Genomic DNA, 14,286 nt, shown 5'->3' with positions numbered 1-14,286 from the left:
CCTGACGCAACGCTTGCCTAATGGTCGCTCTGTGTCAGCATCGCACCAAGGGAGCGGAACTTCCGGGGGGAAGATTGACGCTACGCGGGCGGTTGACGGCGGCTTTCCTCGCGGTGGTCCTCGGCCCCGTCCTGCTCGGCGCGTTCTTCGTCGGGGTCACGCTCAGCGCCGTGGACCACAGCCGCGCCACCGAGCGGCTCGGCCTGGCCGCGGCCGGCGTCCGTACCTCGATCGACGCGCTCTGCCAGCAACTACGCGCGGCGGCCGACGCGGTCGCGCTGGTCGGCGACCCGGCCGCCCGGTCGCGCGCGGCCGACCAGGTGGTCGCCCGGGGCCTGGCCGCCGCCGTGCGGCTGGCCGACGCCGCCGGCCGCGCCACCTACGCCACGGCCGGCGGGCCGGCCGGGCGCTGGCAGGACTGCGCCGGCACGCCCGCCACCGGAGTCGGGGCGCTCTCCGCCCAGGTCGGGCTCCGCGATCCGGCCGGCACCGACCTGGGCGCGGTCGCCGCCGCCCAGCCCGTCGACCGGGACTTCGTGGCGCGGCTCGCCGCCGTGACCGGCGTCGGGGTCACCCTCCTCGACGACCCCGGCGGCATCACCCACACGACCGAGGACCAGGGGGTACGCGCGGCGGTGCTGGCCGCCGCCGGCAAGGCGGACGGGAACCGGGTGACCGGCACCGGCGACGGCCGGTACGTGCGGCGGGTCGGTCCGTCTCCCGGTCAGCCGCTGCCGCTTGTGCTGTCGGTACCGGGGGAACGCGCGCCCGGCCTGTACGGGGCACTGATCGCCGCCGTCGCGCTCGCCGCCCTGCTCGCAGTGCTCGCGGCCTGGCGGCTGGCCCGGGTGACCACCCGGCCACTGGGTGAGCTTGCCGGCGCGGTGGACCGGGTGGCGCGCGGTGACCTGAGCGCCCGGGTGCCGGTGCGCAGCCGCGACGAGATCGGGCGGCTGGCCAGCGCGTTCAACCGGATGACCCGGGAGACCGGCACCTACGTGACGGCGCTGACCAGCAGCCGCGACCAGCTCCGCAACCACCTGGCGGTGCTCGGCGACACGCTCGCCAGCACGCACGACCTGCAACGCATCCTGCGGGTGATCCTGGACAGCGCGATCGCCGCCACCGGCGCCCGGGCCGGCGCGGTGCTGCTCGTCGACGGCGACGGCGTGCTCGTCGGGCGGTGCGTGGAAGGAATGACCGGGCGCCGGCCGACGGGCGACCCGGCCGACCCGGCGACGCTGCGGGTGCCGGTCGGCGCCGGGGTGCTCGGCGCGGTGGCCGCCACCGGCGAGCCGCTGCGCGGACGGTGGGCGCCGCCGGACACACCGACCGGGGAGCCGTCCTGCGAGACGTACGTGGCGGTGCCGTTCGCCACCCCCGGCGCCGCCGAGCCGCGCGGACCGGACCGGCCCGGCCACCCGCCCGCCGACGGCGACCCGCCCGGCTCGGCCTGTGCGGCGCTCGGCGTGCTCGTGCTCTACGACCGGCTCGGCGGGCACGAGTTCCACGACGACGACGTGGTGACGCTGCGGACGTTCGCCGGACACGCGGCGGTCGCGGTGGAGAACGTCCGGGTGCACGAGGAGGCGCAGCGGCTCTCCCTCACCGACCCGCTCACCGGCCTGTGGAACTACCGCTACCTGCGCGAGTCGATCCGCCGCGAGGTGGAGCGGGCGAACCGGTTCGGCCGCATGCTCAGCGTGCTCGCGCTCGACCTGGACCGGTTCAAGAACGTCAACGACACCTGGGGGCACGCCGCCGGGGATGCCGTGCTGGTCGAGTTCGCCCGCCGGGTACGCGGCGTGATCCGCGAGGTGGACCTGGCGTTCCGGCAGGGCGGCGAGGAGTTCGTGGTGCTGCTGCCGGAGACCGACGCCCGGGGCGCCACGATCGTCGCCGAGCGGCTCGGCGCGGTGGTACGCGACCAGCCGGTCACGGTGGAGGGGAGCGGCGACGATCCGGTGCGGGTGCCGGTGACCGTCTCCATCGGCATCGCCGTCTACCCGGACCACGCCGCCGACGGCCAGCAGGTGCTCGACGCCGCCGACGACGCGTTGTACGCGGCGAAGGCCGCCGGACGCGACGGCTACCGGCTCGCGCCGGCGCCCGATCCGGTGCCCACCCAGGAGATCCCGGTGGTGGCCGCCGGGGTCAGCCCGCCGGACGGGCTGCCCCGGGCCGGCGCGGCGGACCCGGCGGGCATCGTCCAGGGCGGCGCGTCTTCCGGTCCTCACCCGCCGCGGCAGAGCCGTGGCCGATAGTCTCGCGACATGTCGGAGCACTCAGCGAACCCCTCAGCGGCCCACGGTCGCTCCCGCGCGGTCAAGGCCGTGATCCCGGCCGCCGGCCTGGCCACCCGGTTCCTGCCGGCCACCAAGGCGGTTCCCAAGGAACTGCTGCCGGTCGTCGACCGGCCGGTGCTGCAGTACATCGTCGAGGAGGCCGCGCAGGCCGGCATCGACGACATCCTGCTGATCACCGGTCGCGGCAAGACCTCGATGGTGGACCACTTCGACCGCCGGCCCGACCTGGAGGAACGGCTCGCCAAGAAGCCCGAGCTGCTGGCCGAGGTCAAGCGCACCGAGGAACTGGCCGCGATCTACACGGTCCGCCAGCCGGAACAGCTCGGCCTCGGTCACGCCGTCGGGTACGCCGAGTCGCACGTCGGCGACGCGCCCTTCGCGGTGCTGCTCGGCGACGAGTTCGTCAAGCCCTCCGAGCCGCTGCTGCCGGCCATGCTCGAACTCCAGGCCCGCACCGGCGGTGTGGTGCTCGCGTTCTTCGAGGTCGACCCGGCCGAGACCAGCCGCTACGGCATCGCGTCGGTCGAGCCGGCCGAGTCGGAATACGCCGACATCGCCGAAGTCGTCAAGGTCACCGGCATGGTGGAGAAGCCCAGCCCGGAGGACGCCCCCAGCAACCTCGCCGTCCTCGGCCGGTACGTGCTCCCCGGGAAGATCTTCGACGCGATCCGTCGTACCCAGCCGGGCAGCGGCGGCGAGATCCAGCTGACCGACGCGATGGAGCTGCTGCGTACCGAGGGGGTGCCGGTGCACGCCATCGTCTACCGGGGCACCCGCTACGACACCGGCATGCCGCTCGGCTACCTCCAGACCGTGGTGCAGATCGCCGCCGAGCGGGAGGACCTGGGCGCCGAGTTCCGCAAGTGGCTGACCGAGTTCGTCAACAACGGCGACGAGACGGTCACCGCCGCGGTCCTCAACGGCATCCGCGACGCGTCCGGCGGTGCCGATACATGACCGCGACGGCCGACGCCGAGGCGGCCGCGAACGAGTTGACGCCGCTCGCCGACTACCTGGGCAGTGTGCTGCGCAGGTTACGCGCGCTGCCTCCACTCGACCTCGACCTGACCCAGGCGTACGGCAACGTGCTCGCCGAGGACGTGGTCGCCCCGCACTCGTACCCCGCCTTCGACCAGGCGGCGGTGGACGGGTACGCCGCGCGCTGGGAGGACATCTCCGGTGGGAGTCGGGGGCCGGGCTACGTCCCGGCCCCCTCCGGTATGCCCGGCGGCCGCAGCATCCGCCTCAACGTGGTGGGTGACCTCGGCGCGGCGAGCTGGCGACCGGTCCGGCTCACCCCCGGCTCCTGCTTCTCGGTGGCGGCCGGCGCGCCGCTGCCGATCGGCGCGGACGTGGTCGTCCCGGTGGAGTGGACCGACCAGGGCATGGCCGCCGTCGAGATCTTCCGCGCCCCCAAACGGGGGTACGGCCTGCGCCGCGCCGGGGACGAACTGGTCGCCGGCACGCTGCTCGCCCGCGCCGGCGCGTACGTGTCGCCGGCCCTGGTCGCGGTGTTCGCCGCCACCGGCATCGGGCACGTGGTGGTGCGACCCAGCCCGCGCGTGGTCATCGTGGCCACCGGTGACGAGCTGGTGGACGTGGGCCGGGGGAGCCAGCCGGGGCAGGTGGTGGACACCAACTCGCACGCGCTGACCGCGGCGGCGGCGGAGGCGGGCGCGCTCGCGTACCGGGTGGGGATCTGCGACGACGACCCGGAGGCGCTGCGCGGCCTGCTGGAGGACCAGACGCTGCGCGCCGACCTGATCATCACCACCGGCGGCACCGGCACCGGCCCCGGCGACATGGTCCGCCGCATCCTGTCCCGCCGCGACGGCGGCCGGGCCGGGCCGGTCACCTTCACAGAGGTGGCCCTCTATCCCGGAACGGCCCTCGGGTTCGGTACGGTCGGCGCCGAGGAGGTGCCGGTGGTGTGTCTTCCCGGTGAGCCCGGTGCGGCGCTGATCGGCTTCGAGGTGCTGGCCCGGCCGGCCATCCAGCTGCTGGCCGGGGCCGAGCCGGTGTTCCGGCCGAGCGTCCGCGCGCACCTGCTGGAGACGGTCTCGTCCCCGGTGGGGCTGCGCGAGTTCCGGCCCGCGCACGTGGCCGAGCGGCGCGGAGGCGGGTACACGGTGCAGCCGCTCGCCGGTGGCCCGTACACGCTCTCCGGCCTGGCCGAGGCGAACGGCCTGCTGGTGCTCGGCGAGCGGGTCACCACAGCCGCTGCGGGGTCTACCGTGGATGTGTTGTTGCTGGACCGGCGCCGGTGAGCGCGAGGAGTGAGCTTGCGAGCCCCGCAGTCGCGAGCGAAAGGCCGACTCGGTGAGGTTCCGGCGGGCGCCGGGGTGGCCGGCGGTGCTGGTGGACGGTCCGGTGGTGCTGCGGCCGTACCGGCGTTCGGACGCCACCGCCTGGTCGGAGATCCGGCGCGCGAACCGGGAGTGGCTGGCGCCGTGGGAGTCCCATGTGCCCGGCGGCTGGTACGAGACGAACTCGCCCGCCGCGTTCCGCCTGGTGCACGCCGACCAGCGCAAGTCCGCGCGTACCGGTGAGGGCATGCCGTTCGCGGTCTGCCTGCGCGAGAACGGGCAGGAGCGGCTGGTCGGCCACGTCAACATCGGCAGCATCGTGCGGCGGGCGTTCTGTTCCGGGTACGTGGGCTACTGGGTCGACTCCAGGGTGGCCGGTCGCGGCGTGATCCCGACCGCTGTCGCGCTCGCCGTGGACCACGCGTTCGGGCCGGGCGGCCTGCACCGGATCGAGGTGAACATCCGGCCGGAGAACATGCCGTCCCGGCGGGTGGTGGAGAAGCTCGGCTTCCGCGAGGAGGCCTATCACGTGCGCTACATGCACATCGACGGCGCGTGGCGCGACCACATCGGATACGCGATGACCGGCGAGGAAGTGGTCGCCGAGGGCGGACTGCTGGCGCGCTGGCACCGCGTACGTGACAACCGCCGCTGAGGCGAACGCCCGGCGCGGCGCACTGTGAACCGGGTCGGCGGCCCGTAACCTCAAGTAACTGCAAGCTGTGGCAAGCGCTGCCCGCCCGCACGAAGTGCGCCGTAAACGACGGTCGACGGAAGAAGTTGCGGCGGTGTGACGCTCGCCCCGAACTTTGGTGACGGGAGGGGTGAGGGTGCCCACGTCGGTGCTCCTCGCCGTCCTCGCCGCCGCCGGTCTGCTCGCCCTCGCTCCGGCGCTGGTCCGCCGGTACGACGCCACCGAGCGGCTGGTGGCGGAGCGGGCGCAGTCGACGGCGCGGGTGCTCCAGCGCCAGCGTCGACGGCGCACCGTGCCCGGGCGGCGACCACTGCACCCCCCGCGCTCCCTCGTTGTGACCCTCAGTGAAGACTCCGACACGGGTAGTCTTGCTCGCCCGGTCTCCGCGCCACCGCTGCGGCGTCGCTCCGGGCGGCTCCGGCCTGTCTCCGCGGTGCCGGCCCAGTCCCGCCGACGGCACCCGCCCCGGCGACGGCACACCCCGGCGATCTACCGCCGGCGCCGGGTACTGGCCGCGCTGCTGCTGCTCAACCTCGTCGAGCTGGGCGGCGTGGTGCTCGTCGGACCCGGGTTCTGGATCAGCGTCTCGGTCACCGGCGCACTGCTCGTGGCGTACGTCGTACACCTGCGGCAGCGCGCCCTGGCCGAGCGCCGGCGGCGGCGCGCGGACGCCCGTGAGGCGGCCTGGCTGGCCGCCCGCCAGGCCGAGGTGCGCCGCGAACAGGCCCGGCGCGCGGCGGCCCGGCGGGAGGCGCAGCGCCGGCTGGCCGCCCAGCGCGAGGCGGTCCGGCGTACGGCGATGGGGCTGGACCGTCCCGCGGACCTGCCGCCGGCGGCGAGCGGCGGCTCGGTGTCCTACCGGCGTGCGGGCGGCCTGCGCGGACGCCCCTACCAGTCCGGCCGAGGCGCCTGACCGCCTCGCCCGGCTCGTCGCGCGCTTTCGGCGGCGATCTTGGAAGAATTGGGCCCCTCCGAGGGCCGCTTTCTTCCAAGATCTACGTGGGCGGTGGGGCGGTTCGCGTCGTGGGGGCGCGACCTGTTAGCCTTGTCGCCGGCCCACCCGGTGAAAGCTGGGTGGGACCGACGCCGGTTCGCCGGCGGAGGGGCTGTGGCGCAGACCGGTAGCGCACCTCGTTCGCATCGAGGGGGTCAGGGGTTCAAATCCCCTCAGCTCCACCCAGTTCAAAGGCCGTTTCCGCCAGTCGGAGACGGCCTTTTTCGAACCCGACCCTATGGCACGGTGGACAACCCCGACGGGCCGCCACCGTGCCGGTCGTCGGCGGATCACCCGCCGCCGTCAGTCGAACAGGCCGTCGAGCGCCTTCTGTTCAAGGTCGCGCCAGCGCTCGGCGTCCTTCAGCGCTTTGGCGATCTCCTTCTCGTCGAGGTGGTGCGCGCCCTCCTCCCGGATGCACGCGACGCTGAACGGCCGGCCGACCGACGGCGAGGTCCGCTCCAGCGCCTCCAGCACCCGTACCATGCCCACCACGCCGAACTCGACGGTGCGCGTGGTCATCCGGAAGTGGGACAGCAGCGCGCCGGCCTGCTGGGCCATGGGCGCGCCGGAGCCGATGGCGTGGAAACCCACGTCCTCGTAGCGGCCGATGAGCCCGTTGGGGTTGATCTCCACGATCCACGGACCGCCCTGGCTGTAGCCGGCCGCGAGCAGGTAAGCCGACACCCCGCCGCCGCTGCCCTCGCCCGGTACGTCCGGGATGTAGTTCTCGTAGTGCTTCTTGAAGACGGGCAGGACGCGCTCCTGCAACTCGTCGCCGATGTCCGGTGCTTCGAGGATGGCGGTGGCCGAGTCCTGGAGAAGGGGGCGCAGGTCGTTGAGCACTCCCCGCGCGCCGCTGCCGCCCCAGGCGGCGCAGTCGCCCAGTGGGTGCAGCTTCTGGGCGGGGAAGCTCAGACCGCGGTCGCTCTCGGTGATCTGGGAGTCGGCGCCGATCACCACCCCGTCTTTGCAGACAACGGCGAGTACGACGGTCATATGGTCCTCCTGAGCAGGGGTGCGGGGTTGGGCGCGAGGTACCCGACGCCCCGCCTGCCTACACCCCGACAGGTGTCGGCCCGCTCACTGCCCGGGACGGGAGGCCCCTCGTAGCCCGCAGGAGGGGACTCGTGCACCGCGCCGCCGAGACTCTGCGCTATCTCGCCTCGGTGAACAGGCCGGCGTAGCGGTTCAGGTACAGCGGCCAGCCCTCGTCGTGGCCGACGCCGTCACGAACCGACTCCCAGCCCGGACCGTGCCGGTCCAGGTTGCGGTGCTCCAACTCGACCCGGGTCCGCCCCGGTGTCTCGGCGACGAACCGGACCTCGACCTCGCTGGCGTTCTCCAGATCTTGTTCGAGCTGCCATGCCGGGCTGATGTCCCAGCTGAAGACGAGCCGGTCCGGCGGCTCGAAGACGAGGATCCGCGCCCAGGCGCACTCGCTGCCGTCCTCGGCGCGGTCGTAGATGTGTCCACCGACCTTCGGCTCGAACACCGTCTCCGCGATCGGCGACGACAGCAGGTTGTGCTCCTTCGGCTTGAAGTCGCCGAACCGCTCCGTGAACACCGCGAAGGCGCGCTCGACCGGCGCGTCGACCACGATCTGCCGCCGTACCACCGCATCCGTTCCACTCATGATTCCTCCTCGTCAGGGCGCTCGGCGACGTCCTTGAAGCCGTCCAACGCGCGGCTCCAGTAGGTGTCGAGCTGATCTCGTAGGGCGGCCACGCCGGCGGGATTGAGCCGGTAGACACGCTTCGTGCCCGCCGTGCGGTCCGTCACGAGGCCGGCGTCCTTCAGCACCCGCAGATGCTGCGACACCGCCGGCCGGCTGACCGGCAGCACCGCGGCCAGTTCGCCGACCGCCCGCGGCTGCTCCGCGAGACACGCGATGATCGCCCGCCGCGTCGGGTCGCCCAGGGCGTCCCACCCGTCCTCGGTTCGGTAAGTGCCCACAAACGGTAAGCTACGGCTTACCATTGACGTTCGTCAAGCCCGAAAAGCAGGTCACTGTTGCCACAGGAACGCCGCCGTCGAGCACGGCCGGCAGCGGAATCCGTACCCGCAGCCACCGCCCCCGAAGTTGAAGCCGGTGTGGTGATCGTGGCCCTCCTCAAGCTGGACGACGAACGACATGGGCAGGGCACAGGCGGGACAGGTGGGCGTCTGGTCGAACTGGAGCCACGCCGGCAGTCCGCCGAGTTGTCCGAGGACGTCTCGCAGCGGTCGGCCGGACTCACCGCGCCAGCGTTCGCGCGCCTCGTCGTAGCCGTCGGAGTCCCGCATCGGCACGTACGCGACGGCGGACGTCTCGGCCGCCAGGACGGTGTCGCCGGAGGGCACGGCAGGCGGAGCCAGCGCCCCGGAAGGGAAGACGAACGCGCGATTGCCGCCGGCGGTCGCATCCCACTCGTCGCACAGGCCCGGATCGTTCTGGCACATGAAGATCGACAAGAGCCCGTCGTCGGCCTCGTCGATGTCGCCGAGCCGGACCTGGGTCAGGAACTGCATCGGTCCGTCGCACTCGTCGCACACCGGCCAGTCGAAGCCCGCGGGCACGAGCGGAACACCACCGGTACGTGTGCCGGAAGCGTCCGGTGCCGTGTCACCGTTGTAGATCATCAGAACCGTCACGCGGCGCAGCATAGGGGAGCGCGGATGCGCTGGGGTCCGTCCGGCAGCCGGCCCCGCGGCCGGGCGGCCGATTGGAGTCACGTCCGTTGGTAGCCTGACGCGTCCGTACGACAGATGGAGTCTGCCCGGTGCTCAGGATGGTGCTGCGGAGGTTCGGCGCGGCGGGCGCGGTCTGCGTGGTGGCCGCGTGCGGACCCTCTACTGCTGATCCAGTGGATCGTTCGGCGGGCGAAGCCGTCCCCTCCACGGCCGAGGCGACCGGCACGCCCACCACCGGGAAGCCGTCCGCGATTCCGGCGACCGGCGGCACCGGCTACTCCGCGTCGTTGTCGGCGCGGCTGGTGACCACGGACGCGCTGCCACCGGGGTTCACAGTGGACATCGCGACGGTCATGGCCCCGGATGCGGGCCGGCAGCGCCCCGGCCCCGAGGTGCACTGTGCGGACATGATTCCGCTGTTGTCGGCCAAGCGGCTGACCGGTACTCCGTCGGCGATGGCCGCTGCCACCGTCAGCTCCGCCGAGGGCCCGGACTACCCGTGGGTGGCGAGCGAAGTGCTCAGGACGTACGCCGACGACGGCGCCCGAGGCGCGATGGCGGACCTGCGGGCGTTCATCGCCCGGTGCCCCACCGTCGCGTCACCGGGCCGGGACGGAGGCAGCTACCGCTTCGCTGTGGTATCGGGGCCGCGACTGGGCGACGAGAGCATGCGCGTCGACTCCAGCACGACTTCCGGATCGACCACGCTGGAATGGGACAGCATCCTCGTCCGGACCGGCACCACCCTGGTGACCGTTCATGAGCAGGGCAACGAGCCCGGCGGCGACGACCACCTCTCCCGACTCGCCGAAGTCGCGCTCCGCAGCTACCAGACGACCGGACCCTGAACACCCGCGGGCGATCGGCGGCAGCTCACCGCGTCGCTCCGCCGAACCACCTGGTCAGCGCACCCTCCAGCGTCCGCTGGTCGTCACCCACCCAGACCACGTGCCCGTCCGGCCGCAACAGCACCGCCGGCACGTCCAGCTCGTCGCCGGTGCCGGTGCCGGCGACGAGCCCGACCCGGTCGGCCCAGCCGTCCACCGACAGCTTCCCGGTCCCGTCGAGCAACAACCCGCCGCCGGTACGCATCAGCTCGTACAGGCGTCCCTGCGGCAGCGGTACGTCGCGCAGCCGCCGCCCGAGCAGGGTGTGCCCCTCGCCGACGTCGTACCGGACGCCGATCGCCGTGACCTTCTCGATCAGGAAGCGGTTGACCTCGTCGAAGTCCATGAGCTGCGTCAGCACCTGCCGTACCGCCTGCGGGCCGGGCTCGTTCGTGGTCAGCAGCATCTGGGCACGGGTGTTGGTCAGCACGTCGGCCGCGACCGGGCGCCGCTCGGACTCGTAGGTGTCCAGCAGGCCGTCCGGCGTCCACCCGTTCACGGTCGCCGCCAGCTTCCAGCCCAGGTTGAACGCGTCCTGGATGCCCAGGTTGAGCCCCTGCCCGCCCAGCGGCGGGTGGATGTGCGCGGCGTCGCCGGCCAGGAACACCCGTCCGATCCGGTACCGCTCGGCCAGGCGGGTCGCGTCGCCGAAGCGCGACAGCCAGCGGGGGGAGTGCACGCCGAAGTCGGTGCCCGCGTACGCGGTCAGTTGCCGTTTGAAGTCGTCGAGCGTGGGCGGCGCCGTGGCCACGTCGGCCGCCGGTACGACCACCCGGAACACGCCGGGCCTGCCGGACGGCCCGAGCCCGAACCGCTTCTCGGTGCGGCGTACCTCGGTCATGATCGTGGTGATCTCGTCCGGGGAGGCGGTCGCCTCCATCTCGCCCAACAGCGTGTCGATTGTCGACGGCTCGCCGGGGAATCCGACGCCGAGCAGCTTGCGGACGGTGCTGCGCCCGCCGTCGCAGCCGACCACGAACCGCGCCCGCAACGGCTCCGAGGGCTCGCCGTCGAGGTGGACCGTCACGCCGTCGTCGTCCTGCTCCAGCCCGGTCACCGCACGGCCGCGCCGGATCTCGGCCCCGACCTCGGCGGCGTGGTCGGCGAGCAGCCGGTCGGTGAGCGTCTGCGGGATGCCGAGCACGTACGGGTGGGCGGTGTCCAGGTCGGCGGGCGCGGGCTTGTCGATGCCGGCGAAGAATCCCCGGATCGGGTGCTTGCCGCCGTTGTCGAGGAACCGCTCCAGCAGCCCGCGCTGGTCCATCACCTCGATGCTGCGGACGTGCAGGCCGAGCGAGCGCACGTACGGCGGCGGCTCGGCGTCCCGCTCCAGCACGAGCACGCCGACGCCCTGAAGGCGCAGCTCGGCGGCCAGCATCATTCCGGTCGGTCCACCGCCGACCACGATCACGTCGAACACATCTTCCCCCGTGTCGAGTGTCAGGCGACCGTCCCCCTGAGCGGCACGACACCACCGGACAGGGAGCGGATGCGTGACACGAGCGCGGCGACGATCGGCCGCTGGTCGAACCGACCATATCCCCCGTGCCGGAACGCGCGGGCCTCGAAGAACAGGCAGGCGCGCAACTGGTCCACGTCGTCGCCGAGTTCGCCGGTCCGTTCCCACCGCTCCCGTACCGCCTGCGCGACGGCGGCGAGCGGCTCGAAGCCGTCCCGCAGTTCGTAGCCGTTGTACGTGTGCGCGAAGCTGAAGAACTCGCTGCCGCCGGCGCCGTCGTCGGGCACCCGTACCTGCTCCGCCATGGTCTGCTCCCGGTGGTCGGGAGGCCGACGCTACTACCGCCGGGCAATCCGGTCAGCCGCGGCGGAACGTGCGGCGGTAGGTGTCCGGCGGTACTCCTACCGTGCGGTGGAAGTGCCGGCGCAGTGTCGTCGCCGTACCCATGCCCGACGCCTCGGCGACGGCGTCGATGCTGTCGTCGGTGTTCTCCAGCAGCTCCTGCGCCCGCCGGATGCGCTGCGTCGCCAGCCACTGCGACGGCGTGGCGCCGGTAGCGGCGGTGAAGTGCCGGACCAGGTTGCGGGTGCTCATGTTCGCGTGGCGGGCCAGGTCCGCGACGGTGAGCGGGCGGTCCAGCCGCGCCATCGCCCAGGGGAGCAGCGTGGCGAGCGGGTGGTCCTCGCGGGCCGGAACCGGCGTGGTGACGTACTGCGCCTGGCCGCCGGCGCGGTGCGGCGGCACCACCAGGCGGCGCGCGACGGCGTTGGCGACCGTGGAGCCGTGGTCGCGGCGGATCAGGTGCAGGCACAGGTCGATCGCGGCGGCCTTGCCGGCGGAGGCGAGCACCGCGCCGTTGTCCACGTAGAGCACGTCCGGGTCGACCTGGACGCGCGGATAGCGGGCGGCGAGCGCGTCGGTGTGCGCCCAGTGGGTGGTGGCGCGGAGCCCGTCGAGGATGCCGGCGGCGGCGAACACGAACGCGCCGGTGCAGAACGAGACCATCCGGGCGCCCGCGTCATGCGCGGCGCGGACGGCGTCGACCAGATCGGACGGCGGCTCGGCATCGGTGTCCTCGATCGCCGGGACGATCACCGTGTCGGCGCGGGCCAGGTGGTCCAGCCCGTGGTCGGGCGTGACGGCGAACCGGCCGACCCCGACCGGGCCGGGACCGCAGACCACCAGGTCGTACCAGGGGTCGGCCAGGCCGGTCGGGTCGCGGACGAAGATCTCGCAGGCCGCCGCCAGCTCGAAGTGCAGCATCCCGTCGGTGGCGGCGAGTGCGATCAGGGTCATGTCCGAAACTGTACGGGCATTGGCGTTTGCGACACTGGCCCGGCCCTCCGATCCCGGCGAGGATCATCTCAGTCGATCTTCGAGGGAGAGCATCATGCGGGTGGCGGTGTTCGGGGCGTACGGGCACACCGGGCGGTTCGTGGTGGCGGAGCTGCGAGGGCGGGGGTACGAGCCGCTGCCGGTGGGACGCGACGCGGGGAAGCTGGCGGCCGCGTTCCCGGGGGTGGAGCAGCGGGTGGCGTCGGTCGACGATCCGGCCTCGCTGGACGGGGCGCTGGCCGGGGCGGCGGCGGTGGTCAACTGCGCCGGGCCGTTCGCCTCGACCGCCGGCCCGCTGATCGAGGCCGCGTTGCGGGCCGGGATCCCCTACGTCGACGTGGCGGCCGAGATCGAGGCGAACCGGGACACGTTCGCCCGCTACGCCGGCCGGGCCGAGGCCGCGGGTGTCGCCGTGGTGCCGGCCATGGCGTTCTTCGGCGGGCTCGGCGACCTGCTGGTCACCGCTGCGATGGGGGACTGGACGGCGGCCGACGAGGCGCAGGTCGCGTACGGGCTGAGCAGCTGGCACCCGACGGCCGGGACGGTCGCCTCCGGCGTCGTCTCGCGCGAGCGCCGCGACGGCCGGCGGGTCCGCTTCACCGACGGGCGCCTGGTGTACGCCGACGGCGACCTGCCCCGGCTGGACTGGGAGTTCCCGGCGCCGCTGGGTGTGCGGCCGGTGCTCGGCGAGTTCACCATGGCCGACGTGGTGACGGTGCCGAGCCACCTGGACGTCCCGGAGGTGTGCACGTACATGACCGTGAACGCGGCGGGGGACCTGGCCGCCGGGGACGCGCCGGCCGCTGTGGACGAGCGTGGCCGGTCGGCGCAGACGTTCACAGTCGACGTGGTGGTGCGCGCGGGTGACGTCCGGCGGCGGGCGGTGGCCCACGGGCAGGACATCTACGCGATCAGCGCGCCGCTGGCGGTCGAGGCGGTCCACCGGATCCTGACCGGGCGGACGCGGGCGAAGGGCGTCGCCTCGGCCGGCCGGATCTTCGACGCGCCCGATTTCCTGCGCGCGCTGTCGGCGCACCTCACCGTCGAGACGCCGCCGACCGCCTGACGTACTTCCTGCATCCACGTCTGCCGATTGACAATGTTTGGAATCCAAACTTACTCTCGCGCTGGGCGGGTGCGCGCCCCGCCTTCCCGTCCACGCGCCCCACCCCACCACGAAGGAACCACCATGTTCCGCTCTCCCCGTACCGCCCGATTGCGGGTCGGCCTGGTCGCCGCGACCGCCGCCACGCTCGTGACCGGCACCGCCGTGATGGCGACGAACGCACAGGCGGCGGCCGGCTGCCGCGTCACCTACACGACCGCCAGCCAGTGGCCCGGCGGTTTCACCGCGAACGTCGACGTGACGAACCTCGGTGATCCGATAAACGGCTGGAACCTGCGCTGGACGTTCCCGTCCGGCCAGCGGGTCACCCAGGCGTGGAGCGCCACGGTCACCTCCTCCGGCGCCGACGTCACCGCCACGAACGTCGGCTACAACGGCGCCGTCGCCACCAACGGCAGCGTCTCGTTCGGCTTCAACGGCTCCTGGTCCGGCGCGAACACCGCGCCGACAGCGTTCTCGCTGAACGGAGTGGCCCGTTCAGCGAGAACGCTGTCGGCGCGGTGTTC

Annotated in this window: 15 protein-coding genes and 1 tRNA gene; 9 read left to right on the top strand and 7 right to left on the bottom strand. The window is 73.2% G+C overall.

Going from position 1 to position 14,286, the window contains the following annotated elements; translation table 11 throughout:
• The first annotated feature begins 74 nt into the window (after positions 1-74).
• The 6 genes from F8279_RS13460 to F8279_RS13435 all read left to right on the top strand — a co-directional run bounded on the left by F8279_RS13460 (position 75) and on the right by F8279_RS13435 (position 6,482).
• On the top strand, positions 75-2,264 hold the full coding sequence (locus F8279_RS13460; protein ID WP_175438610.1) for a diguanylate cyclase: 2,190 nt from the start codon (positions 75-77) through the stop codon (positions 2,262-2,264).
• Between the two features lie 9 nt (positions 2,265-2,273).
• Complete coding sequence (locus F8279_RS13455) at positions 2,274-3,263, top strand: UTP--glucose-1-phosphate uridylyltransferase (protein WP_091415168.1); 990 nt, start codon at positions 2,274-2,276, stop codon at positions 3,261-3,263.
• Positions 3,260-4,573: a gephyrin-like molybdotransferase Glp gene (gene glp / locus F8279_RS13450; protein ID WP_091415172.1), complete on the top strand. Its 1,314-nt coding sequence runs from the start codon at positions 3,260-3,262 to the stop codon at positions 4,571-4,573. Before F8279_RS13455 ends, glp begins: the two co-directional genes overlap by 4 nt.
• 85 nt (positions 4,574-4,658) lie before the next feature.
• Entirely contained in the window at positions 4,659-5,267 is a 609-nt protein-coding gene (locus F8279_RS13445) for a GNAT family N-acetyltransferase (protein ID WP_225853262.1), read from the top strand.
• A gap of 169 nt (positions 5,268-5,436) precedes the next feature.
• Positions 5,437-6,219 carry a hypothetical protein gene (locus tag F8279_RS13440; protein WP_175438611.1) on the top strand — a complete coding sequence of 261 codons (783 nt, stop codon included), beginning with the start codon at positions 5,437-5,439 and terminating at the stop codon, positions 6,217-6,219.
• A gap of 189 nt (positions 6,220-6,408) precedes the next feature.
• Positions 6,409-6,482 (top strand) — tRNA-Ala (locus F8279_RS13435).
• A gap of 121 nt (positions 6,483-6,603) precedes the next feature.
• Here the strand turns inward: F8279_RS13435 and F8279_RS13430 are convergent.
• The 4 genes from F8279_RS13430 to F8279_RS13415 all read right to left on the bottom strand — a co-directional run bounded on the left by F8279_RS13430 (position 6,604) and on the right by F8279_RS13415 (position 8,946).
• The gene (locus tag F8279_RS13430) at positions 6,604-7,299 is read right to left on the bottom strand and encodes a proteasome protein (RefSeq protein WP_091415182.1); all 696 of its coding nucleotides are present in this window, start codon (positions 7,297-7,299) and stop codon (positions 6,604-6,606) included.
• A gap of 157 nt (positions 7,300-7,456) precedes the next feature.
• A complete protein-coding gene (locus tag F8279_RS13425; RefSeq protein WP_091415186.1) occupies positions 7,457-7,936 on the bottom strand; it encodes an SRPBCC family protein in 480 nt (159 codons plus the stop codon).
• Positions 7,933-8,280: a helix-turn-helix transcriptional regulator gene (locus F8279_RS13420; protein ID WP_013473924.1), complete on the bottom strand. Its 348-nt coding sequence runs from the start codon at positions 8,278-8,280 to the stop codon at positions 7,933-7,935. Before F8279_RS13420 ends, F8279_RS13425 begins: the two co-directional genes overlap by 4 nt.
• Positions 8,281-8,307: 27 nt before the next feature.
• Positions 8,308-8,946, bottom strand: coding sequence for a DUF1963 domain-containing protein (locus F8279_RS13415; protein WP_225853261.1), 639 nt, complete (start codon positions 8,944-8,946; stop codon positions 8,308-8,310).
• A 200-nt stretch (positions 8,947-9,146) separates the two neighbouring features.
• Between F8279_RS13415 and F8279_RS13410 the strand changes: the two genes are divergently transcribed.
• The gene (locus tag F8279_RS13410; RefSeq protein WP_151500104.1) at positions 9,147-9,821 is read left to right on the top strand and encodes a hypothetical protein; all 675 of its coding nucleotides are present in this window, start codon (positions 9,147-9,149) and stop codon (positions 9,819-9,821) included.
• A 25-nt stretch (positions 9,822-9,846) separates the two neighbouring features.
• On the opposite strand, the gene rox is transcribed toward F8279_RS13410, so the two are convergent.
• The 3 genes from rox to F8279_RS13395 are packed head-to-tail and all read right to left on the bottom strand — an operon-like array spanning position 9,847 to position 12,615.
• Positions 9,847-11,280: a rifampin monooxygenase gene (rox, locus tag F8279_RS13405; RefSeq protein ID WP_151500103.1), complete on the bottom strand. Its 1,434-nt coding sequence runs from the start codon at positions 11,278-11,280 to the stop codon at positions 9,847-9,849.
• Positions 11,281-11,300: 20 nt separating this feature from the next.
• On the bottom strand, positions 11,301-11,624 hold the full coding sequence (locus F8279_RS13400) for a hypothetical protein (RefSeq protein WP_151500102.1): 324 nt from the start codon (positions 11,622-11,624) through the stop codon (positions 11,301-11,303).
• 52 nt (positions 11,625-11,676) lie between these two features.
• On the bottom strand, positions 11,677-12,615 hold the full coding sequence (locus F8279_RS13395) for a helix-turn-helix domain-containing protein (protein WP_151500101.1): 939 nt from the start codon (positions 12,613-12,615) through the stop codon (positions 11,677-11,679).
• Between the two features lie 94 nt (positions 12,616-12,709).
• Here F8279_RS13395 and F8279_RS13390 point away from each other — a divergent pair, with 94 nt between their 5' ends.
• On the top strand, positions 12,710-13,720 hold the full coding sequence (locus tag F8279_RS13390) for a saccharopine dehydrogenase NADP-binding domain-containing protein (RefSeq protein WP_151500100.1): 1,011 nt from the start codon (positions 12,710-12,712) through the stop codon (positions 13,718-13,720).
• Positions 13,721-13,843: 123 nt separating this feature from the next.
• A partial coding sequence (locus F8279_RS13385) for a cellulose-binding domain-containing protein (RefSeq protein WP_192580691.1) occupies positions 13,844-14,286 on the top strand: 443 nt, incomplete at its 3' end.

Origin of the sequence: Micromonospora sp. AMSO1212t, from assembly GCF_008868145.1 — a bacterium.
GTDB lineage: Bacteria > Actinomycetota > Actinomycetes > Mycobacteriales > Micromonosporaceae > Micromonospora > Micromonospora tulbaghiae.
This window is presented reverse-complemented; position numbering and strand designations above follow the sequence as displayed.